A 21,896-nucleotide genomic window follows, 5' to 3' on the forward strand; every position below is an offset into this window, starting at 1 on the left:
ACCGAAAAGTCATTGGCAAAAGCAAAGGCCTTAATTATAATAACTAACCGTTGAGTCATTTATATTTAAGATTGCTGCTGCGCCTACTTTTCGGCGTTTCAGTCTGAACCGCCAGATAGTAAAGGAAAACCCCAGTGAGCATTGTTGCATCCACCGCCGCGCCATCCCCGCGCCTACCTCATTTACCGCGTGGTCGCGCCGCTGTGCGAGGGGTCAGTCTGGCGTTTGCCACACTGACCCTCTTGTCGGCCTGTTCCAAGCCAGTCGAAAAAGACGAAGATATTCGTCCGGTCCGTGCCGTGACCGTGCATGCGGCCAGTGCCGTGGCAGCACTGGAGTTGTCCGGTGAAGTGCGCGCGCGCATAGAGTCGCGGCTAGGTTTTCGGGTGGCTGGCAAGATTATCCACCGCCAAGTCGAGTTGGGTAGCTTGGTGCGCCGTGGTCAAGTCTTGATGCAACTCGATCCGCAAGATTTGGCGCTGGCACAGACGCAAGCCAAGGCCGCGCTGGCGGCAGCTGATAGTAATCGTGAACTGGCGCGCGCAGAGTTGCATCGTTACCAAGAATTGCGTAGCAAAAATTTCGTTGCCGCCGCCGTGCTCGATGCCAAGCAAGTTGCTTGGCAATCGGCACAGTCGGCTTATGAGCAGGCGCTGGCTGCCCATTCCAGTCAAAGTAATCAAACCGGCTACGCCAGTCTGGTGGCTGATGCCGATGGTGTGGTGACGAGCATCGATGCCGAAGTCGGTCAAGTGGTGGCGGCTGGCACGCCCGTTATCCGGGTAGCTCAGAAGGGTGAAATGGAAGTGGTGGTTGGTGTGCCGGAAAATAAAATCAATGGCATTGCGAAAATGAATGATATTCGCGTCAGTCTGTGGGCTGAGCCGGGCAAGACGGTGGCGGGGCGCTTGCGCGAACTATCTCCGATTGCCGACCCGGTTACCCGTACTTACAGTGCCAAGGTGGTGCTACCGACCGAAGCGGCCAATGTGCGCCTCGGTATGACGGCGACGGTACGTTTCGCTCTCGTTACGCCTGATCAAGTGATGCATGTGCCGATGACAGCCTTGCTGCAAGAAAAGGGTAGCGACGCGGTGTGGGTGGTGCGCGATGGCATAGTCAAGCTGACGCCAGTGCGCGTGCTCGGTGCGCAAGGTGAGGAGGCCTTGGTCGCTGGTGGGCTTGCTGATGGTCAAACCGTGGTCACGGCTGGTGTGCATTTCTTAAAGCCGGAGCAACGGGTAACGCTGCTTGGTGCGCCGGCTGCGGCAGCACCAGCGGGAGCGGCGCGATGAGTGGCGCTTCCGGAGGCTTTAATCTATCGCGCTGGGCGCTGGAGCATATCGCGCTGACGCGTTATTTGATGGTAGCACTGCTGTTGGGCGGTATTTTCAGTTTCGGCAAACTGGGCCAAGATGAAGATCCGCCGTTCACTTTTCGCGCCATGGTGGTCAAAGCGGTCTGGCCCGGTGCCACGGCTTTGCAGATGGCCGATCAGGTGACGGATAAGTTGGAAAAGAAATTGCAGGAAACCCCGTATATCGACCGTATTCGCAGCTATTCCAAGCCCGGTGAAACCTTGATTACGCTGGAATTGCGTGAATCGACGCCGCCGAAAGAGGTGCAGCAAGCTTGGTACCAAGTGCGTAAAAAGATGAGCGATATCAAGGATACCCTGCCGCCAGGCGTGATCGGACCGATGTTCAATGATGAATTCGGCGATACCTATGGTTCTATTTTTGCCCTGTCCGGCGATGGCTTCAGCTACGAGCAAGTACGTGAGTACGGTGACTTCGTGCGGCAGCAATTTTTACGCATCCCTGGCGTGGCAAAAGTCGAATTATTCGGTGTTCAAGATGAAAAAATTCAAATTGAATTTTCTCAGAAGAAATTTTCTCAACTCGGTATTTCTTTTGATGCAATCGTCACACAAATCAGTGCGCAAAATGGTGTCGAAGGCACAGGTATCTTGACGACGGCGGCCGATGATCTGCAGGTGCGGGTGTCGGGTGCCTTGATGCAGGCCAAAGATTTGGAAAATTTGCAGTTGCGCGCGAATGGCACCACCTTCCGTCTCGGCGATTTTGCCACCGTCAAACGACAATACCAAGATCCGCCGCACGACACCATGCGCTTCAATGGTAAGGACGTGCTGGGCTTAGGTATTTCGATGGAGAAGGGCGGCAATATTGTCGCACTGGGTACGCATTTACAGGCGACGGTCGCGCAGATCAAGGCCAAATTGCCGGTCGGAATACAGCTCGAGCAAGTCAGTAATCAGCCTGATGCGGTGCAGGCCTCGGTGGGGGAATTCGTTCACACCTTGATTGAAGCGGTGATCATCGTGCTGGCAGTCAGCTTTCTCGCACTCGGCTTGCACACCAAGCCATTTCGGCTCGATATCTGGCCTGGTTTGGTGGTCGGCTTGACGATACCGCTGGTGTTGGCGATCACCTTTTTGTTCATGCATGTGCTTGACATCGACTTGCATAAGATTTCGCTCGGTGCCTTGATCATTGCGCTGGGCTTGTTGGTCGATGATGCCATCATCGCCGTGGAAATGATGGTGCGCAAGATGGAAGAGGGCTTTTCGCGTTTCGATGCCGCCACCTTTGCCTATAGCTCTACCGCCATGCCCATGCTGACCGGTACCTTGATTACCGCTGCCGGATTTTTGCCGATCGGTTTAGCCAAGTCGGCGGCCGGCGAATACACGTTTTCCATGTTTTCGGTCAATGCTCTGGCCTTGTTGATTTCTTGGTTTGCGGCGGTTTTATTTACGCCTTATCTCGGCTTTCTGCTGCTGAAGGTGAAGCCGCATGTGGGTGAGCATGGTCAGCAAGAGCTATTCGATACCCCTTTTTACAGTGCTTTCCGGCGCGCCGTCACCTGGTGTGTCACTTGGCGCAAAACGACCATCGTGATCACGTTGGCGATCTTCGGTCTCGGTATTTTTGGCTTCAAATTCATCGAGCAACAATTCTTCCCTGACTCGAGTCGGCCAGAGTTGATGGTTGAAATGTGGTTGCCGGAAGGCTCTTCTTTCCGCGCTACCGAGGCGCAAACCAAGAAATTCGAAGCCTTCATTAAAAACCAAGAGGGCGTGGCCAGCGTCACCAGTTACGTCGGTAATGGCAGTCCGCGCTTTTATTTGCCGCTCGATCAGATTTTGCCGCAAACCAATGTGACGCAAATCGTCGTGCTGGCGAAAAATTTGAAGGCGCGTGAAAGCTTGCGTTTAAAAATTGCCCACATCTTCAAAGTCGATTTTCCGGAAGTGCGTGGGCGCGTCAAATTACTACCGAATGGACCGCCGGTGCCGTATCCGGTGCAATTCCGTGTGACCGGTTTGGAAGTTGAGCAAGTGCGAAAAATTGCCGACCAAGTCAAGCAAGTCATGCGCCAGAACGCCAATACCTTGGGCGTGAATGATAACTGGAACGAAGCCATTAAAGTGGTACGTATCGATCTCGATCAGGATAAATTACGTGCTGTCGGTGTTACCTCGCAAATGGTCATGCGCGCGGCAAACACGATACTGAGCGGTAGCTCGGTAGGGAAATTCCGTGATGGCAACAAGCTGATCGATATGGTCGTGCGGCAGCCACTTGACGAACGCTCAACCATAGAAGCGCTTGGTAATGCCAATATGCCTACCAGCAGCGGCAAGTCGCTACCTCTGTCGCAATTGGCCACGATTGCACTGGTTTGGGAACCCGGTGTAGTCTGGCGTGAAGGGCGCGAATGGGCGGTGACGGTGCAATCAGATGTGGTGGATGGCATTCAAGGGCCGACCGTGTCGGCGCAGATTTTACCGGCCTTGCAAAGCATCATCGCAAGCTTGCCGCCTGGTTATAAAGTCGCGCTGGCCGGTGCGGCTGCCGACAGTGGTAAGGCACAAGATTCCATCGCTGCCAATGTGCCGCTGGTGGTGTTCATTATCTTTACCCTCTTGATGCTGCAACTGCATAGTTTCTCGCGTGCGCTGTTGGTGTTTTTAACTGGCCCGCTGGGCGTGGCCGGTGCCGCCATGGCGCTGTTGCTGCTCGGTCGACCATTCGGCTTTGTTGCTCAGCTAGGGGTAATTGCGCTGTTCGGTATGATCATACGTAACTCGGTGATATTGATCGATCAGATCGAGCATGATATTGCCGAGGGGACGGCAGCGTGGACGGCGGTGATCGAAGCGGCAGTACGACGCTTCCGGCCGATTATCCTGACCGCTGCCGCTGCGGTGTTGGCCATGATTCCCTTATCGCGTTCGGTATTTTGGGGGCCGATGGCGGTGGCCATCATGGGTGGCTTGATCATTGCGACCGGCTTGACTTTGCTGTTTCTGCCGGCCTTGTATGCGACCTGGTTTCGGGTTCGTCAGCCAGTCTGAAAGGCGCGGCGCCGCCTTGTGCGGCGCAGCGTAGAGTTGACGCCAGGCTTTTTTTTAAGGCAATAAAAAAATAAGACACGCCGCTACAAAATCCAGTAGAATATCGGGCTAGAGTTGTAATGCTACTTGCATGAGATTGGGCGACGATTGCTGTTCGGGTCGCCCTTTGTTTTTGTGTAAGTGCTGCCGGTGTTGCCGGCACGCAGCTGTGCACTCATCCCGCGAGGATGGCGAAATTGGTAGACGCACCAGGTTTAGGTCCTGACGCCAGTAATGGTGTGGGGGTTCGAGTCCCCCTCCTCGCACCACAGAATTTTTACTATTTGGACGATTTTCATGGCAACTGCAGTCGAAACTTTAGATAATTTGGAACGCCGCCTGACGATTTCTTTTCCGGTCGCTGATGTGCAATCGGAAGTTGAAAAACGTTTAAAAGTGCGTGCACGTTCCGCCAAAGCACCTGGTTTCCGTCCAGGTAAAGTACCGATGAAGATGGTTGCTGCTCAGCATGGCTATCAAGTCGAGAGCGAAGTCTTGAACGATAAAGTCGGTCAAGCATTCGCCGCAGCCATAGGCGACAGCGGTTTGCGCGTAGCCGGCTATCCTAACATCGAGCCGGTCGCTGCCGAAGCTGCGGTCGAAGGCGTACTGGGTTTCACTGCAACATTTGAAGTGTATCCGGAAGTGATCGTCGGTGATTTGTCGACTGCTGAAGTTGAGCAAGTTAAGTCCGATGTTACCGATGTTGAAATTGATAAAACCATCGACATCCTGCGCAAGCAGCGCGTGCATTTCCACGTCAAAGGCGAAGCCGGTGAACATGGTGATGGCGGCGAGCCGACGGCACAAAACGGCGATCGCACTACGGTTGACTTCGTCGGTAAAATCGACGGCGTCGAATTTGCCGGCGGTAAAGCTGAAGGCTACGCCTTTGTTTTGGGTGAAGGCCGCATGTTGCCTGAGTTCGAAGCTGCCGCCTTGGGCTTGAAAGCGGGCGAATCGAAAGTATTCGAACTGGCTTTCCCAGCCGACTACCACGGTAAAGATGTGGCCGGCAAAACTGCCGAGTTCACTATTACCCTGACGAAACTGGAATGGGCGCACTTGCCAGCCGTTGATGCAGAATTTGCGAAGACGCTTGGTGTGGAAGATGGCGATTTGGTGAAGATGCGTACTGACATCAAAGAAAACCTCGAGCGCGAAGTCAAAGGCCGTGTCAAAGCCAAGACTAAAGAAAGCGTCATGGATGCCTTGGTGAAAGCTGTTGCATTCGACGTGCCGAAAGCCTTGGTTGCACAAGATGGCGAACGTTTGGCTGAAATGACCCGTCAAGACATGGCCCAGCGCGGCATGAATGTCACGGACGTGCCATTCCCGCTGGAAATGTTTGCAGCGCAAGCAGAGCGTCGTGTTCGCCTCGGTTTGATCTTGGCTGAATTAGTGAAAGCCAATGGCTTGCAAGCAACTTCGGAGCAAATCAAAGCCCAGGTAGAAGATTTCGCGCAAAGTTATGAAGACCCACAACAGGTCGTCAAATATTATTTCAGCGATCGTAACCGCTTGGCTGAAGTCGAAGCCCTTGTATTAGAAGAAAACGTCGTCAACTATGTGCTTGGCAAAGCGAAGGTAGCAGATAAAGCTGTACCGTTCGACGAGCTCATGGGTAACAACGCTCAAGCTTAAGTTTAAAAAAAGGAAATCACATGACAGGCATCATCCGCAATTCGGCGTTGGATACAAATATGCTGGGCATGGTGCCTATGGTGGTCGAACAGAGCGGGCGTGGCGAGCGTTCTTACGACATCTATTCGCGTCTGCTCAAAGAACGTGTGATTTTTTTGGTCGGTCCGGTCAACGACCAGACCGCCAACCTGGTCGTGGCGCAGTTGCTGTTCCTCGAGAGTGAAAATCCGGAAAAAGATATATCTTTATATATCAATTCCCCCGGCGGTTCGGTTTCGGCAGGGATGGCGATTTACGATACCATGCAATTCATTAAGCCTGATGTATCCACGCTGTGTACTGGCTTGGCTGCCTCGATGGGTGCGTTTTTGCTCGCCGCTGGTGCTAAGGGTAAGCGTTTTTCTTTGCCGAACTCGCGCATCATGATTCATCAGCCTTTGGGTGGTGCCCAAGGGCAGGCGTCGGACATTGAAATTCAAGCGCGTGAAATTTTGTATCTGCGCGAGCGCCTCAACGGTATACTTGCTGAAAAAACCGGTCGTAGCCTCGATCAGATTGCCAAAGACACCGATCGTGATAATTTCATGTCGGCCGATACGGCAGCTGAGTATGGTTTGATCGATAAAGTTCTCACGCACCGCGTGTGATTGCTTGAGTTCAAATGAACGCCCGTTACCCAAAAGGTCGGGCGTTTTTTCATTGAATCGGTTTGCCAATTCACCTGCATCAATACCGGTAGCAATGACGTAAACGGTTTTTGCGGGTAAGATGCATCTTATTGCTATGCAAGCAAGCACCGCAAATGTTGAAAATGACAGATCAGCGTTCCCCCTCATTAACTTTGTTTCTATACTCGTATCATGCCCGATAAAAAATCCTCCAGTGGTGAAAAGCTGCTCTATTGCTCGTTTTGCGGTAAGAGTCAACATGAGGTTAAAAAACTCATTGCAGGGCCGTCAGTCTTCATTTGTGATGAATGCATAGATTTATGCAATGACATCATTCGTGATGAAGTCGCCGATATCGATAATATCGCCAGCGCCAGAACCGAATTGCCAACGCCGCAGGAAATCACCGAGTTGCTTGATCAATATGTGATCGGGCAAGTTAATGCCAAGCGTATCTTGGCTGTGGCAGTCTACAACCACTACAAACGCCTCAAGCATTTGGGTAAAAAAGACGATGTTGAATTGGCCAAGAGTAATATCTTGTTGGTCGGCCCTACCGGTTCCGGGAAAACATTGTTGGCGCAAACCTTGGCCCGTATGCTCAATGTCCCGTTCGTGATCGCCGATGCGACCACCTTGACCGAAGCCGGCTATGTTGGCGAAGACGTAGAAAACATTATCCAAAAATTGCTGCAAAATTGTAATTACGAAGTAGAGCGCGCCCAAAAAGGTATTGTCTACATCGATGAAATCGACAAAATCTCACGCAAATCGGATAATCCTTCGATTACCCGCGATGTTTCCGGTGAGGGTGTGCAGCAAGCCTTGCTGAAACTGGTAGAGGGCACCATGGCATCGGTGCCACCACAGGGTGGCCGCAAGCATCCTAATCAGGATTTCATTCAGATCGACACCACCAACATCATGTTCATCTGTGGCGGTGCCTTCGATGGTTTGGCTAAAATCATTTCCGATCGTTCTGAGCGCAGCGGCATCGGTTTCTCGGCCAGTGTCAAGAGTCAGACTGAAAGAAGTGCCAGCCAAGTCATGCTTGATGCTGAGCCGCAAGATTTGATTAAATTCGGTCTGATTCCGGAATTGGTCGGCCGTTTGCCGGTGATTGCTACTTTGAGTGAACTCGATGAAGCGGCTTTGATTCAAATTTTGGTTGAGCCAAAAAATGCCTTGATCAAGCAATACGGTAAATTGCTGGAAATGGAGGGCACGGAACTCGAGATACGTCCGGCGGCACTGCAAGCGATTGCCAAAAAAGCCATTGCCCGCAAAACCGGCGCACGCGGTTTGCGTTCTATCCTTGAGCACGCTTTGCTCGACGTCATGTATGACTTGCCGAGTCATCAAAACGTTGAGAAGGTCGTGATCGACGAGGGAACCATTACCAATGGTGCCAAGCCTTTGTTGATTTACCACGAAAAAGCGAAAGTTGCTGGTGCCTGAACAGCATTTGCTGTGATTGATAGAAAAAAGGGAAGAAATTCCCTTTTTTTACGTGCCGAGCCAACGCGTTTTTTTGAATCGCAGTAGAATGAACTCAGACCATGCGTCTGGCTTCCAGTAAAGCTGCGTAGCCCGAGCTGCGCTCTGCGCAGCTTTTTTTATGGTTTTTTTTTAACTCTGGGCTTGTGTTTTGGCCTTGTGCGCCAACATTAACAACTAGTATTTTTGAAAGGTGCGCCATGACAACTACTCTGATTACCGAGCAAATCCAACTGCCCTTGCTGCCATTGCGGGATGTGGTTGTATTTCCGCATATGGTCATCCCCCTGTTTGTGGGGCGACCGAAGTCAATCAAGGCGCTTGAAGCCGCGATGGAACAAGGAAAGAGCATCATGCTCGCGGCCCAGAAAGCGGCTGCAAAAGATGAGCCTTCTGCCGATGATATCTACGAAATTGGCTGCGTAGCCAATATTTTGCAGATGCTTAAATTACCCGACGGCACCGTTAAAGTGTTGGTCGAAGGTGCGCAACGCGCACGTATTCACAAGATTCACGACACAGAATCGCATTTTTGGGCCGAACTGAGCCCTGTGGCTGCCGAAGAAGAAGATGATTCGGAAGTCGAGGCGATGCGTCGCGCCATCGTTCAGCAATTTGATCAGTACGTCAAACTGAATAAAAAAATTCCACCGGAAATTCTCGCTTCCTTGTCCGGTATCGATGATGCCGGCCGCTTGGCCGATACCATTGCTGCACATTTACCGCTGAAGTTAGAACAAAAGCAAGTGATCCTCGAGATTTTCAGCGTCGCCAAGCGACTCGAGCATTTGCTCGGTCAATTGGAAGGTGAACTCGATATTCTGCAGGTAGAAAAACGCATCCGTGGTCGCGTCAAGCGCCAGATGGAAAAATCGCAGCGCGAGTATTACCTCAACGAGCAAGTCAAAGCGATACAGAAAGAGTTGGGCGAAGGCGAAGACGGTGCCGATATCGATGAACTCGAAAAGAAAATCGTTGCCGCCAAAATGCCGAAAGAAGCGCGCGACAAAGCCATGAACGAGTTGAAGAAACTCAAGATGATGTCGCCGATGTCGGCCGAAGCCACGGTGGTGCGCAATTACATCGATACCATCGTCGCCTTGCCATGGAAAAAGAAATCCAAGGTTAATAATGATCTGACCAATGCCGAGAAAGTGCTCGAGGATGAGCATTACGGCCTCGATAAGGTCAAAGAGCGCATTCTTGAGTATCTCGCAGTCCAACAACGCGTAGACAAACTCAAAGCACCGATATTGTGCTTGGTGGGGCCTCCTGGCGTCGGTAAGACTTCGCTGGGGCAATCGATCGCCCGCGCGACCAATCGTAAGTTCGTGCGCATGGCCTTGGGTGGGGTGCGTGATGAAGCGGAAATTCGCGGTCATCGGCGCACTTACATCGGCTCCATGCCAGGCAAGATTTTGCAAAGCCTGGCGAAGGTCGGTGTGCGTAATCCATTGTTCTTGCTCGATGAAGTCGATAAGATGGGCGCCGATTTCCGTGGTGATCCTTCATCGGCGCTGTTGGAAGTGCTCGATCCTGAACAGAATCATACATTTTCCGATCATTACATCGAAGTCGATTTCGATCTCTCTGATGTCATGTTTGTGGCAACCTCGAATTCTTACAATATCCCGCCGGCGCTGCTCGATCGGATGGAAGTGATTCGTTTGTCCGGCTACACGGAAGATGAAAAGACCAGCATTGCACAACGTTATTTACTGCAAAAACAAATCAAAAACAATGGTTTGAAAGAAGCGGAGATCAGCATTGCGGAAAGCGCGATTCGCGACATCATTCGGTATTACACGCGTGAAGCCGGTGTGCGCGCCTTGGAACGAGAAATTTCCAAGATTTGCCGTAAGGTCGTCAAGATGTTGCTGCTCAAGAAGACCGAAAAGAAAGCCACGATCAATTCTAAGAATCTCGACAAGTACTTGGGCGTGCGTCGCTATGACTTCGGCGTAGCGGTCAAGGACAATCAAGTTGGTCAAGTGGTTGGTTTGGCTTGGACTGAAGTCGGCGGCGATTTGCTGACGATAGAAGCCGTGGCCATGCCGGGTAAGGGTGGCGTGATACGCACCGGCACCCTCGGGGATGTTATGAAAGAGTCGATTGAAGCTGCGCGCACGGTCGTGCGTAGCCGCGCCAAGCGCCTCGGCATCAAGGCGGATGTGTTTGAGAAAAGCGATATTCACATTCACGTTCCTGAAGGCGCGACGCCGAAAGATGGTCCCTCGGCCGGTATTGCGATGACCACTGCCTTGGTCTCGGTGTTTACCGGTATTCCGGTACGGGCCGATGTCGCCATGACGGGTGAAATCACTTTGCGTGGTGAGGTTTTACCGATTGGTGGCTTGAAAGAGAAGTTACTGGCGGCACATCGCGGCGGCATCAAAACCGTCTTGATACCAGAAGAAAATGCCAAGGACTTGACCGAGATTCCCGATAATGTGAAAAACAAACTCGAAATCATTCCGGTGCGCTGGATTGATAAGGTGTTGGAAATCGCACTCGAGCGTATGCCGCAGGAATTGCCCGAGCCTGAACTGGTGGCGGCGGTGGCTGTTGCCGCTGCAGCTGCAGTGGTTGAGCCGGTGGTTGATCTCACCGTGGTCAAGCACTGAGCCTTACTTGAATAAAAAATGCCCGCGCAGTGTACTGCGCGGGCATTTTTTTTGGCACCAAACGGCGTACCGATCAGCTGCAGATCACACCCAATTGCGCATCAGGCCGACGGCCAAGCCTTCGAGCGAAAAATCCTGTTCCTGGTCATCGATGCGGATGGTCGAATAATCGGGGTTTTCCGGGATCAATTCTATGCAATTACCGGTCTTTTTGTAACGTTTGACGGTAACATCATCACCGAGGCGGGCGACGATGATCTGGCCATTGCGCGCTTGATCTGATTTTTTAACTGCCAGCAGATCGCCGTCGAGGATGCCGGCGTCGCGCATCGACATGCCGCGTACCTTGAGTAAAAAATCGGGCTTGGCAGAGAATAAGGCCGGATCGAGTTGATAGCTGGCTTCGATGTGCTCGCTGGCGAGTATCGGTGAGCCGGCGGCGACGCGCCCGACCAGGGGTACGCTGAGCTGCAGCAGCGCCGCCGGCACGGCGAAGTGTGCGCCGGTAATGTGGCTGGACAAGGCTGATTCAAGCAGGCGAATGCCGCGCGAGGTGCCGGCGGCGATTTCGATCACACCTTTGCGTGCCAGTGCTTGCAAATGCTCTTCGGCGGCATTGGTCGAGCGAAACCCGAGCTCATTGGCGATTTCGGCGCGGGTCGGGGGGAATCCGGTATTGTGGATCGCGTCTTTGATCAGATTTAGGATTTGTTCCTGGCGGGCGGTCAGCTTAAGCATGAGGTGGCGGCGCACGTAATTGCGCTGTATATATGAACAGTCTGTATTTTTATACAGTGTCGCATTATGTGCAAGGAAATTCTGCTTTGTTTGCCTTAGCGGCCGTCAATCTCTGTTCCGTAGTCGACAAGTGAGGGAAGTGATTGAATGAAATGAAAAACTGGGTTACACTTGTTGGCTTTCCTCTTCCTGCACTCGTCTTGACGCCGAGGCAGGCTATTTTATTGTCCACAAGGAGAATATATGCGTCATTATGAAATCGTATTTATCGTACATCCCGATCAGAGCGAGCAAGTGCCTGCAATGATCGAACGTTACAAAGCCAGCGTTGTTGCACGTGGTGGTCAGGTTCACCGCGTTGAAGATTGGGGCCGTCGTCAATTGGCTTACATGATACAAAAATTGGCTAAAGCACACTATGTTTGCATGAACATTGAGTGCGATGCAGAAACATTGCTTGAGCTGGAAACAGCATTCAAATTCAATGATGCGGTTCTGCGTCACCTGACAGTCAAACTGAAAAAAGCTGAAATCACTCCATCGCCAATGATGAAAGCGGTTCAGAAAGAAGACGCAGCAAAAGCTTCGCGCGTCGAAGCCCCGGCTGCTTAATTCGTTTGATTTGAAGAAGGTCGTCTGAAAAAAGAGTGAATCACCTCCAAGTTGTTGCGCGCATCATAGAGAAATCGCCGTTGCGCTACACCCCAGCCGGTATACCGATCGCATCTGCTACTTTGATGCACAGTTCCCGGCAGGTCGAAGCCAACATCGAGAGATTGGTCGAATTTGAAATGACTGCGCAAGCCGCAGGGCAAATTTCAGCACAGTTCGCCAGCTTGCCGATGGAAGTAGAGATGGTTTTCACTGGTTTTTTAGCACGCAAAAATCGCAACAGCAAAAGTCTCGTGTTTCACATCAATGAAATCGGGACCAATTTACTAGATTAGGAGCCAAAAATGGCATTCGGTAAAAAATTTGATAAAAGCAAACTGAAGCAAAAGCGTCAGCAACAAAACCCTTTGTTCAAGCGCAAAAAATTCTGCCGCTTCACAGCAGCACATGTAGAAAAAGTTGATTACAAAGATATCGACACCTTGAAAGATTTCGTGCAAGAAAACGGCAAAATCATGCCAGCACGTTTGACTGGTACGAAAGCTTTGTACCAACGTCAAGTTGACACGGCGATCAAGCGCGCACGCTACTTAGCGTTGTTGCCATACACTGATCTGCACACAGCGTAATTGACGGCAAGGTATAGGAGAAAAATATGCAAGTTATTCTGATGGATAAAGTCGTTAATCTCGGCAACCTCGGTGATGTAGTTCGTGTTAAAGATGGTTATGCACGTAACTTCCTGATCCCACAACGCATGGCTCGCCGTGCGACAACAGCAGCGATCGCCGAATTCGAAGCGAAGCGCGCTGAACTCGAAAAAGCTGCAGCAATCAAATTGGCAGCAGCTCAAGCTCAAGGCGAAAAACTGGAAGGTTCTACCGTTCAGATTTCCCAAAAAGCTGGCGTGGATGGCCGTTTGTTCGGTTCTGTCACGAACTCTGATATCGCTGAAGCCTTGGCTAAGCAAGCTTGCGTAGTTGAAAAATCGCAAGTGCGTTTGCCACAAGGTCCGTTGAAAACAACGGGCGATCACGCGGTAGCTGTTGCATTGCACACAGACGTCGTTGTGAACATCACCGTAACAGTAGTTGGCGAGCACGCATAATTGCTGTAAAGTGAAGTAACAAAAAAAGCCGGGGATGACCCGGCTTTTTTCATGTGCGCTAGAAATTATTTATACCATTTCGATGCCTGTTTGCATTGTTGTTTAAAATAAACTCTCAGCGTTCTCCTCGTATGTAATCGTTTTGTAACATGATTTAGCAGGTATAATGCGCGCCATGAAAGCCGCTTCTGATCCGCAACTTGACGCTATTCGCGTCCCTCCTCACTCCATAGAAGCAGAGCAATCTGTTCTTGGCGGCCTGTTACTTGATAATGCTGCTTGGGATCGTATTGCTGACTTCATCAGAGAGGAAGATTTCTATCGCTATGATCACCGCATTATTTTTCAATGCATGATCAAGCTCATCAATTCTTCTCGTCCAGCTGACGTGATCACAGTCTTTGAGGCGCTCAGCAGCGTGGGCAAAGCCGATGATGTTGGCGGGCTCAGTTACCTTAATGCATTGGCGCAAAATACGCCCTCAGCCGCAAATATCCGCCGTTACGCTGAAATCGTGCGTGATCGCGGAATTTTACGTAAGCTCATCACGGTTTCCGATGAAATCGCCGGCAATGCATTCAATCCGCAAGGCAAAGAAGTCAAGCAAATGCTCGATGAAGCCGAATCAAAAATTTTTGCGATTGCCGAAGAAGGTTCGCGTGGTGCCCAAGGCTTTCAAGCGATTCAACCGCTGCTCACGCAGGTGGTCGAACGGATTGATGAATTGTATAACCGCGATAATCAAAACGATATCACTGGGGTGCCAACCGGCTTTGCCGATTTGGATAAAATGACCTCAGGCTTGCAGCCAGGCGATCTCGTTATTGTTGCCGGTCGACCATCTATGGGTAAGACCGCGTTTTCGCTCAATATCGGTGAACATGTCGCGATCGAGAGCGGCTTGCCGGTTGCCGTGTTTTCGATGGAAATGGGCGGGGCGCAGTTGGCCATGCGTATGCTCGGTTCGGTTGGTCGGCTCGATCAGAGTCGTTTGCGGGTAGGCAAGCTCAGCGATGAAGATTGGCCGCGTCTGACCCATGCGATACAAAAAATGAACGATGCCCAGTTGTATATCGATGAAACACCGGCCTTGAGCTCGATCGAGTTGCGCGCCCGTTCACGCCGCTTGGCGCGTCAGTGCGGCAAGCTTGGTTTGATCATTGTCGATTACTTGCAATTGATGTCGGCCAATTCTGCCGGTGAAAACCGTGCCACCGAAATTTCAGAAATTTCCCGTAACTTGAAGGGCTTGGCGAAAGAATTGAATTGCCCGGTGATTGCCTTGTCGCAGCTTAACCGTTCGCTCGAGCAGCGTCCGAATAAGCGTCCGGTGATGTCGGATTTGCGTGAATCGGGCGCGATTGAGCAAGATGCCGACGTGATCATGTTTATTTACCGTGATCAGGTGTACAACCCTGATTCGCCCGACAAAGGCACGGCCGAAATTATCATCGGTAAGCAGCGTAACGGACCGATCGGCAGTGTGCGTTTGACCTTCCTCGGTGAATACACGAAATTTGATAATTACGTCGGTTCGCTGTCGGTGTATGGTGATAACGAATAAATAGTAGAAATAGGCCGTACAAATAAGCAGCAGTTCTGGGTGGCCACGGCCACCTACTCATACTCAGTACGACGGGGATGGGTCAATTAGATTTTTATTTTCAGTGAGAAAAAAATGTTTGGACGCTTCATGCCTACCGAAGGCAAATTCTTTGAACTCTTTAACCAACATGCAGAGCTCTGCGTCAAAGGTTCGAAAGAAATGCTGGCCTTGATGACGAATTTTGATGATCTCGAAATTCGGGTTCACGCGATTGAAAGTCTGGAAAAGCAGGCCGATACCGTAACCTATCAAACGATTGAATTGTTGCATAAAACATTCATCACGCCGCTTGATCGCGATGACATTCATCAACTCATCACGCGCATGGATGACATTCTCGATTTGCTCGAAGATGCGGCGCAAACTATCTCGCTCTACGATATCCGTGAGATCACCCCGGAAGCCAAGCGTTTGGCCGAGTTGTGCCTGGCGTGTGCGGAGAAGGTGAAGTCTGCAGTCGGCTTGCTGCATAATATGGATAATTCGCGCGAAATTCTGACGATCTGCGAAGAAATCGACCGTCTTGAATCGGATGCCGATCATGTCATGCGTGCGGCGATGTCGAAATTATTCCGTGATGAACCGGACGTGCGCAATCTGATCAAGTTAAAAGCGATTTATGAAATTCTCGAAACTGTGACCGATCGTTGTGAAGATGTCGCCAACATTATCGAAGGCATCATCGTCGAAAACGCCTGATTAGGCCGTGCCTCGCAGGCGAGCGGTGCTCCACCTAGCCAGCGAATGATCAATGTGTTTGCCGCTACGCCGTTTATCGGGTCGGCGGTAACAGTATAAATAGTAGAGAGCATTTCATGCATACCATACAAATCAGCATTTACGTCGTCGCCGCGCTGGTGGTGCTGGCCTTGCTGTTTGATTTTATGAACGGCTTTCATGATGCCGCCAATGCCATCGCCACCGTCGTCTCGACCGGCGTTCTCAAACCGCAGACGGCAGTAGCCATGGCGGCTGTGTTTAATATCATCGCCATTTTCTTTTTTCAGCTTAAAGTCGCCTCCACCATCGGCAAAGGTACCATTGATCCGGCTATCATCGATCACTATGTGATTTTCGGCGCGCTCGTCGGTGCTGTATTCTGGAATTTAGTGACCTGGTACTTCGGTATTCCTTCTTCCTCTTCGCATGCTTTGATCGGTGGTTTGGTCGGTGCCGCGGTTGCCAAAGCTGGTACCGGTGCCTTGATTTCTTCCGGCTTGATGTGGACTATCAGTTTCATCGTGCTCTCGCCCTTGCTTGGGTATCTGTTGGGTTCGCTGATGATGCTGATTGTGTCTTGGCTGTTCGTGCGCTCGACGCCGGCCAAGGTGGATAAGTGGTTCCGGCGCTTGCAACTGGTATCGGCTTCGATGTACAGCCTCGGGCATGGTGGTAATGATGCACAGAAAACCATGGGGATAATCTGGATGCTGCTGATCGCCGGAGGCTATTCGAGTGCGCAGGATAGCATGCCGCCTTGGTGGGTGATTTTGTCATGCTATTCGGCGATCGGCTTCGGAACCTTGTTCGGTGGTTGGCGCATCGTCAAAACCATGGGGCAAAAGATCACTAAGCTCAAACCGGTAGGCGGCTTCTGTGCCGAAACCGGTGGTGCCATCACACTGTTTTTGGCGACGGCGCTCGGTGTACCGGTGTCGACCACGCATACCATTACCGGTGCCATCGTCGGCGTCGGTTCGGCGCAAAAAATGTCAGCCGTGCGCTGGGGGGTGGCTGGTAATATTGTTTGGGCTTGGATTTTGACGATACCGGCAGCGGCATTTGTTGCCGCCATCGCTTGGTGGATCGGTAAGCAGATTTTGTAAGTCAGTCGAACAACTAAATGGATCGTCGCAAGCGACGATGGAAAAGACTCTGGAAGGGGTTGGCATCCCTCCCATCGGGTCGCTCCTTCGTCGCTCACCGGCCAAAAGAGGCTGTCGCAAAAGCCTGATCATTACCCACAAGTCAGGTCGATTGCGCGCCCACCCATTCGCCCAATTCCTCATTGTCGCGCAGGCGGCAACCCAGTGGCGCGTACGCGCCCTTTATATCTGTGATATCTGTGCTGCTCAGGCGCAGCATGACGTGTTGATTGAACAGAAAAAAAAGTGCCCTTGATCGACCCTCCCACCCTGAAGGCACTAAGGTGCCACTCGATTCCTGCCTACGCAGGAATGACGAGGCGAGAGCACGGGGAGTGACATGTCTGCCGTTAGAGTAATGATACCGACTGAAAACCCTTTTGCGACAGCCTCTGAAGGCCGGGGTTTCAAACCCTAGTCAGATTTTTTTGCCTACTCATGGCTTACATCTGCTTGAACAGATGAACGTAGCTGCGTGATACTTCGAGTTTTTCAGTGGAACCCTTGATTTGCACCAGGTGCCGACCGCGCAGATCGCGCACCACACCGGCAATCGCTTTGGCATTCACCAAGGTCGAGCGGTGAATTTGCCAGAACAGCGCCGGATCGAGTTCTTCGCTCAGTTCGCGCACCGGTTTGCGGATCAGCGCTTCGTAGTTGGCCGTCTGCACCCGTGTATACTTTTCATCCGATTGAAAGAACAGGATTTCTTCCACCGCAATGAGGCGCAGTTCTTGGCCGATTGAGGCTTGTATCCATTGCAGGTGCTGCAGCGGTGCTGCCAAGCCGATTTGTTGCGCCAAGCGGCTCAGTAATTGACTCATGTCGGCCGGTTGCGCGCGTTCTTGCAGACGCATTTTGAGACGTTCGACGGTTTTTCCCAAGCGTTCGAGGTCGGCCGGTTTCAGTACGTAATCGACCGCGCCGTGGTCGAAGGCTTCAATCGCATACTGGTCGTAGGCGGTGATGAAGACGATGTGGGCGCGGTTGCCGATGGCTTGTGCCGCTTCGAGGCCGGTTTTCACCGGCATGCGGATGTCGAGGAAGATCAGGTCGGGCTGCCATTGTTCGACTTGGGTAATCGCTTCCTCGCCGTTTTTGGATTCGGCGACGATCTGAAGTTCCGGCCACACTTGTGCTAAGCGCGTCCGTAATTGCTCGCGCATCAGTCTTTCATCGTCGGCAATAATGGCAGTCGGCATGGTCTGGCTCACTTGGCTGGTTCGTAAGGAATTTCTATGGTCACGCACACACCGCTCGGTTGATTCGGCGTGATGATCATTTGCGCGCGGTCTTGGTATAACAGTTTCAAGCGTTCGCGAATATTTTGCAAGCCCAGGCCGGTACCGGTGCTCGGGACTGCGCCGAAACCGAGGCCGTTATCGCTGACGCTGACGCGTAATTTATGATCGGCCACTTCGGCGCGAAACACGATGGTGCCGCCGTCGGCCTTGCTTTCCAGTCCGTGCTTGATGGCGTTTTCCACCAGCGATTGCAGCATCATCGGCGGGAAGGCGGCGCTGCGCAAGCCGGTCGGCATGATCAAATCGACCGTCAGCCTTTCCTCCATCCGCATTTTCAGCAAATCGAGGTAAGAGCCTACCATGTCGGCTTCGCGGCCGAGGTTGGTAGTCGGGGCATTTTCGCGGATTTGGGGCAGCACTGCTCGCAGATAGCTGATCAAGCTGCGCTGCATCGCTGCCGCGCGCGGCGGGTCGGTGATGATCAAATGTTCGACCGAGGCCAGGGTGTTGAAGAGGAAATGCGGCTCGACTTGCGCTTGCATGGTTTGCATCTGTGCCTGACTGACTTGGCGCAGCAAGGCTTCACGTTCGGCGGCTTGGCCGGCGCTGCGCGCTTTCTCTTCGGCGCGCACTTTTCCACCCATCAGTATTTTCATGCCGAACAAGCAGAATACCAACAGCAAGACAAAGTTGGCAAACCACTTGGAGGAGGTTTTTTTGTAGCTGCGAACTTCTTCGTCGGCGGCATCGGCCACGGCACTTTTGAGGTCTTCGCCTAGCGCTTGCGCGACCTCGGGCGGCAGTTTGATATGGATGTCCGCATTGCTGGCGGCGGCAGGCAGGCTTGCGCTCGCCGTCGCTGGCGGCATTGGTGGTAGCGGTGTTGCGGGAGTATCGCTGCTGCTGGTACGGATACCATGCTCATCGATAGTAATCTGTTCGCCAGTCACGATGCCGCTGTGGTTTTTATGGATGCGTATGCCGGTGCTGTCGATCTCTACGCTGGTGTCGCTGTCACTGTTGTTCTTGATCGTGCTGTTCTTTTTGCTCGGGCGTGTGACGACGACGCTTTCTTCGGAAGTAAATAACAAATCCTGCAGGATCGCGCCGGCCAGCAGGGTGATCATGGCGAAAATAAAAAATTTCCACCATGATAATTTGGTGACCCAAGCAGCCGTTTTGTCGAAACTCAGGCTCAAGAATTGTTTAGTTTGTACAAAAAGGTCCTTGATCGTGTCAGTGGTGTGCGGATTCATGTGGTAACTCGTCTAATAAGTGAAGGAGGGCGCAGACGGAACTGTAAGTGAAATGCACGCAAGATCTGGTCGCAATGCGACAGTCGGTAGAAATCGACGGGCAGAATGGGTTGCCGTGGGTTTGGCTGGCGCGCCTGGTTACGGTCGCTGCGCTAACCAGGCATACAATTCTTGGCGCGGCAGCGGACGAGCGTAGAAATATCCTTGCGCCAAATGGCAGCCGAACGACAGCAGGGCTTCCGCTTGCATTTGATTTTCCACCCCTTCGGCGATGATCGCCAAGCCCAGGCTCTGACCCAATTGCACGATCATTTTAGCGATACTGCCTTGGTTGGCGTCTTTTTGGATTTCATTGACGAAGGCGCGGTCGATCTTGAGTTTGTCAACATGAAGTTTTTGCAAATGGCTGAGCGAAGAAAAACCGGTGCCGAAATCGTCGATCGAGACACTCACGCCGAGTTGCTTGATCTGGTGCAGAGTCTTGACCAGCAAATCGGGGTCGTTCATAGCCATTGATTCGGTGATTTCGAGTTCGATGAATTGCGGCGGTACTTGTGTGTCATGCAGGGCTTTTTGCAAGGTCTCCATGAACAAGGGGTGCGAAAACTGTGCCTGTGACACATTGATCGCCATTTGAAAGTCGGTATGACCAAGGCTGCGCAAGTGAACCAGTTCGGTGCAGGCGCTGCGTAATACCCATTCGCCGATATCGATGATGAGGCCGGAGTACTCGGCAATCGGAATGAACTGGTCGGGCGGGATAAACTTGCCATCATCGGTCTGCCAGCGCAGCAGTGCTTCTGCACCGAGGATTTTTCCAGTACTCATGTCAACCTGTGGTTGATACACGAGAAACAGTTTTTCATGTTCGAAGGCGGCCCGCAGCGCATGCATCAGCAATACCCGCTCACGAATGTCTACCCCCATATTGCGGGTAAAGTATTCGAAGCCACCGCGTTGGTGAGTTTTGGCGCGTTTGAGCGCGATATTGGTGTCTTTCAGTGCTTCTGAACCATCGCCATCATAATCGTCGAACTTGATCAGGCCGATGGTGGCGCTGAGTTGGACTTCTTGGTGGTCGACATCAAAGGGGGCGGTGAATAAGGCCAGAATTTTTTTCGGTGAGACCAGCTCAACATCGCCAAGCAGGGCGAAGGTATCGCTGCCAACCCGGGCAATTTGGCACAGACTGCCGAAATACTGTGACAGCCGCTGTGCCACCGCGACTAATAATAAGTCGCCGAACTGATGGCCGAGCGCATCGTTGGTTTCAGCGAAGTGATCGATATCGATCAGCGCTAAGGCGCTGCGGTTCTTTCTTGCTGAGGCCAGTGTCTCGTTGATGGTTTGCAGTAACTTCAGGCGATTGCACAGGCCGGTCAGTAAATCGTAGAAAGCATAATTGTGCAGGCGCGTGTTGAGAATGACATTATCGAGACCAATCGATACATTGCCGCAGAAAACCTCGAGCAAGCGCTGCTCCATATCATTGAGCGAGAGACCGGTTTCGAGATATAAACTGAAGTCTTCTTGCGCTACATTGTTGAAGTACAGTGCCGTGATGGTCGGCTGATAAATACTTTGGCGCGTGCTCAGCGACCGTGTGACGATATCGTGCGCTTGCTGGCAGTTTTGGCGCTTGAGTGGGGTATTGAGCAGGCTTGCAAACTGTGTGGTGGCCGCAATGATATGCAGCGCGTCGTCGGCCGATTGATTGTTGACCGGATGAGGGCGGGCGCAGATCAAGCCGGCAGCATCGAGCTTGAGTAGGTCGGTAATTTGGCTCAGTACCTCGACGGCAAACTCGTGCAGTCCGCGCGAGCCCATCAAGGTGTTGCTGGCGCTAACAATCAGTTCGAGGCCGCGCCGACTGTCATTGATGGCGCAAATTTGCTCGTAGGAGCGAATCGCTGAAGTCACTGCCGTGTACAGCTTGGTGCGCGTGAGTTCAGACTTGGTTTTGTAATCGTTGATGTCGTAATCGCGAATTGCATCGATTTCCGGTGCGTAGCCAGGCTGGCCGGTGCGCAGAATGATGCGCACATCAGCCAGTTGCAGGGTGCTGCGGATATAACTGACCAATTGCAGGCCGGCGTCCTCTTGCTCCATCACGACATCGAGCAAAATAATCGCGATGTCGGATTCTTTTTGCAGGATGTCGCGCGCTTCGGCGGCCGAATAGGCATGCAAAAAACTCAGTGGACGATGCTGGATTTCCAAACTGCCGAGCGCAAAGGTGGTCGCCGAGTGGACATCGGGATCATCGTCGATGATCATGATGCGCCAGCTCGCTTGATTTGCTGTCAAAAACTCATCATGCTCTGGTTCATCCAGAAAGACCAGATCATCTGCGGTAGAGTGCATCGGTGAGTTCATCTGAAGTACGGCTCCATGCTCGGCATATATTCGCTACGGATAGGGCGATTTGTTGGTAGTTTGGAAGGTGCTGCTTTTAACGCAGATTTAATCCCTCCCTCGTAGTGGAACTATGACACTAAACGGCGCGCCAGCCAAGCTGCATTGTTCCTTCTTTGCCAAGAAAAAGCAATCGTCACCACTTTGCGCGCGCCTGCCGCGCGCCCGGCGGCCTTATGGCCCCCCCCCCCGGCGC

18 protein-coding genes and 1 tRNA gene are annotated in these 21,896 nt (G+C 52.1%); 15 read left to right on the plus strand and 4 right to left on the minus strand.

Annotated elements, in window-relative coordinates:
- Positions 1-134 precede the first annotated feature (134 nt).
- The 7 genes from QN359_RS05440 to lon all read left to right on the plus strand — a co-directional run bounded on the left by QN359_RS05440 (position 135) and on the right by lon (position 10,856).
- On the plus strand, positions 135-1,295 hold the full coding sequence (locus QN359_RS05440) for an efflux RND transporter periplasmic adaptor subunit (RefSeq protein WP_322247851.1): 1,161 nt from the start codon (positions 135-137) through the stop codon (positions 1,293-1,295).
- Positions 1,292-4,384 carry an efflux RND transporter permease subunit gene (locus tag QN359_RS05445; RefSeq protein ID WP_322247852.1) on the plus strand — a complete coding sequence of 1,031 codons (3,093 nt, stop codon included), beginning with the start codon at positions 1,292-1,294 and terminating at the stop codon, positions 4,382-4,384. The genes QN359_RS05440 and QN359_RS05445 overlap by 4 nt, the downstream gene beginning before the upstream one ends.
- A gap of 221 nt (positions 4,385-4,605) precedes the next feature.
- A tRNA-Leu gene (locus QN359_RS05450) sits at positions 4,606-4,692 on the plus strand.
- 28 nt (positions 4,693-4,720) lie between these two features.
- A complete protein-coding gene (gene tig, locus QN359_RS05455; protein ID WP_322247853.1) occupies positions 4,721-6,067 on the plus strand; it encodes a trigger factor in 1,347 nt (448 codons plus the stop codon).
- Between the two features lie 20 nt (positions 6,068-6,087).
- A complete protein-coding gene (gene clpP / locus QN359_RS05460; RefSeq protein WP_322247854.1) occupies positions 6,088-6,714 on the plus strand; it encodes an ATP-dependent Clp endopeptidase proteolytic subunit ClpP in 627 nt (208 codons plus the stop codon).
- A gap of 213 nt (positions 6,715-6,927) precedes the next feature.
- The gene (gene clpX, locus QN359_RS05465; protein WP_322247855.1) at positions 6,928-8,193 is read left to right on the plus strand and encodes an ATP-dependent Clp protease ATP-binding subunit ClpX; all 1,266 of its coding nucleotides are present in this window, start codon (positions 6,928-6,930) and stop codon (positions 8,191-8,193) included.
- Positions 8,194-8,432: 239 nt separating this feature from the next.
- Complete coding sequence (lon, locus tag QN359_RS05470; protein WP_322247856.1) at positions 8,433-10,856, plus strand: endopeptidase La; 2,424 nt, start codon at positions 8,433-8,435, stop codon at positions 10,854-10,856.
- Between the two features lie 84 nt (positions 10,857-10,940).
- Here the strand turns inward: lon and lexA are convergent, their stop codons facing one another.
- Positions 10,941-11,594, minus strand: coding sequence for a transcriptional repressor LexA (gene lexA, locus QN359_RS05475; protein ID WP_322247857.1), 654 nt, complete (start codon positions 11,592-11,594; stop codon positions 10,941-10,943).
- Between the two features lie 243 nt (positions 11,595-11,837).
- On the opposite strand from lexA, the gene rpsF reads away from it, so the two are divergent.
- The 8 genes from rpsF to QN359_RS05515 all read left to right on the plus strand — a co-directional run bounded on the left by rpsF (position 11,838) and on the right by QN359_RS05515 (position 17,041).
- On the plus strand, positions 11,838-12,206 hold the full coding sequence (rpsF, locus tag QN359_RS05480; RefSeq protein ID WP_322247858.1) for a 30S ribosomal protein S6: 369 nt from the start codon (positions 11,838-11,840) through the stop codon (positions 12,204-12,206).
- A 35-nt stretch (positions 12,207-12,241) separates the two neighbouring features.
- Positions 12,242-12,541: a primosomal replication protein N gene (priB, locus tag QN359_RS05485; RefSeq protein WP_322247859.1), complete on the plus strand. Its 300-nt coding sequence runs from the start codon at positions 12,242-12,244 to the stop codon at positions 12,539-12,541.
- Between the two features lie 9 nt (positions 12,542-12,550).
- Positions 12,551-12,835 carry a 30S ribosomal protein S18 gene (gene rpsR / locus QN359_RS05490; RefSeq protein ID WP_110252960.1) on the plus strand — a complete coding sequence of 95 codons (285 nt, stop codon included), beginning with the start codon at positions 12,551-12,553 and terminating at the stop codon, positions 12,833-12,835.
- A gap of 26 nt (positions 12,836-12,861) precedes the next feature.
- Positions 12,862-13,314: a 50S ribosomal protein L9 gene (gene rplI, locus QN359_RS05495; RefSeq protein ID WP_322247860.1), complete on the plus strand. Its 453-nt coding sequence runs from the start codon at positions 12,862-12,864 to the stop codon at positions 13,312-13,314.
- A gap of 175 nt (positions 13,315-13,489) precedes the next feature.
- A complete protein-coding gene (locus QN359_RS05500) occupies positions 13,490-14,878 on the plus strand; it encodes a replicative DNA helicase (protein ID WP_322247861.1) in 1,389 nt (462 codons plus the stop codon).
- A gap of 114 nt (positions 14,879-14,992) precedes the next feature.
- Entirely contained in the window at positions 14,993-15,619 is a 627-nt protein-coding gene (locus QN359_RS05505) for a DUF47 domain-containing protein (protein WP_322247862.1), read from the plus strand.
- A gap of 116 nt (positions 15,620-15,735) precedes the next feature.
- Positions 15,736-16,746 carry an inorganic phosphate transporter gene (locus QN359_RS05510; RefSeq protein WP_322247863.1) on the plus strand — a complete coding sequence of 337 codons (1,011 nt, stop codon included), beginning with the start codon at positions 15,736-15,738 and terminating at the stop codon, positions 16,744-16,746.
- Between the two features lie 37 nt (positions 16,747-16,783).
- A complete protein-coding gene (locus QN359_RS05515; protein ID WP_322247864.1) occupies positions 16,784-17,041 on the plus strand; it encodes a hypothetical protein in 258 nt (85 codons plus the stop codon).
- Between the two features lie 187 nt (positions 17,042-17,228).
- On the opposite strand, the gene QN359_RS05520 is transcribed toward QN359_RS05515, so the two are convergent.
- The 3 genes from QN359_RS05520 to QN359_RS05530 all read right to left on the minus strand — a co-directional run bounded on the left by QN359_RS05520 (position 17,229) and on the right by QN359_RS05530 (position 21,649).
- The gene (locus QN359_RS05520; RefSeq protein ID WP_322247865.1) at positions 17,229-17,987 is read right to left on the minus strand and encodes a LytTR family DNA-binding domain-containing protein; all 759 of its coding nucleotides are present in this window, start codon (positions 17,985-17,987) and stop codon (positions 17,229-17,231) included.
- Between the two features lie 8 nt (positions 17,988-17,995).
- On the minus strand, positions 17,996-19,285 hold the full coding sequence (locus tag QN359_RS05525) for a sensor histidine kinase (RefSeq protein ID WP_322247866.1): 1,290 nt from the start codon (positions 19,283-19,285) through the stop codon (positions 17,996-17,998).
- 138 nt (positions 19,286-19,423) lie between these two features.
- Complete coding sequence (locus QN359_RS05530; protein WP_322247867.1) at positions 19,424-21,649, minus strand: EAL domain-containing protein; 2,226 nt, start codon at positions 21,647-21,649, stop codon at positions 19,424-19,426.
- Positions 21,650-21,896: the final 247 nt, after the last annotated feature.

Origin of the sequence: Undibacterium sp. 5I2 (genome assembly GCF_035019605.1) — a bacterium.
GTDB lineage: Bacteria > Pseudomonadota > Gammaproteobacteria > Burkholderiales > Burkholderiaceae_D > Undibacterium.

What these genes read in the sequence shown, in the direction of transcription:
- QN359_RS05445 (WP_322247852.1), top strand. Translation starts at nt 1,292, where the DNA reads ATGAGTGGCGCTTCCGGAGGCTTTAATCTATCGCGCTGGGCGCTGGAG.
- tig (WP_322247853.1), top strand. Translation starts at nt 4,721, where the DNA reads ATGGCAACTGCAGTCGAAACTTTAGATAATTTGGAACGCCGCCTGACG.
- clpP (WP_322247854.1), top strand. Translation starts at nt 6,088, where the DNA reads ATGACAGGCATCATCCGCAATTCGGCGTTGGATACAAATATGCTGGGC.
- clpX (WP_322247855.1), top strand. Translation starts at nt 6,928, where the DNA reads ATGCCCGATAAAAAATCCTCCAGTGGTGAAAAGCTGCTCTATTGCTCG.
- lon (WP_322247856.1), top strand. Translation starts at nt 8,433, where the DNA reads ATGACAACTACTCTGATTACCGAGCAAATCCAACTGCCCTTGCTGCCA.
- lexA (WP_322247857.1), bottom strand. Translation starts at nt 11,594, where the DNA reads ATGCTTAAGCTGACCGCCCGCCAGGAACAAATCCTAAATCTGATCAAA.
- rpsF (WP_322247858.1), top strand. Translation starts at nt 11,838, where the DNA reads ATGCGTCATTATGAAATCGTATTTATCGTACATCCCGATCAGAGCGAG.
- rpsR (WP_110252960.1), top strand. Translation starts at nt 12,551, where the DNA reads ATGGCATTCGGTAAAAAATTTGATAAAAGCAAACTGAAGCAAAAGCGT.
- rplI (WP_322247860.1), top strand. Translation starts at nt 12,862, where the DNA reads ATGCAAGTTATTCTGATGGATAAAGTCGTTAATCTCGGCAACCTCGGT.
- QN359_RS05500 (WP_322247861.1), top strand. Translation starts at nt 13,490, where the DNA reads ATGAAAGCCGCTTCTGATCCGCAACTTGACGCTATTCGCGTCCCTCCT.
- QN359_RS05505 (WP_322247862.1), top strand. Translation starts at nt 14,993, where the DNA reads ATGTTTGGACGCTTCATGCCTACCGAAGGCAAATTCTTTGAACTCTTT.
- QN359_RS05510 (WP_322247863.1), top strand. Translation starts at nt 15,736, where the DNA reads ATGCATACCATACAAATCAGCATTTACGTCGTCGCCGCGCTGGTGGTG.
- QN359_RS05515 (WP_322247864.1), top strand. Translation starts at nt 16,784, where the DNA reads ATGGAAAAGACTCTGGAAGGGGTTGGCATCCCTCCCATCGGGTCGCTC.
- QN359_RS05520 (WP_322247865.1), bottom strand. Translation starts at nt 17,987, where the DNA reads ATGCCGACTGCCATTATTGCCGACGATGAAAGACTGATGCGCGAGCAA.
- QN359_RS05525 (WP_322247866.1), bottom strand. Translation starts at nt 19,285, where the DNA reads ATGAATCCGCACACCACTGACACGATCAAGGACCTTTTTGTACAAACT.
- QN359_RS05530 (WP_322247867.1), bottom strand. Translation starts at nt 21,649, where the DNA reads ATGCACTCTACCGCAGATGATCTGGTCTTTCTGGATGAACCAGAGCAT.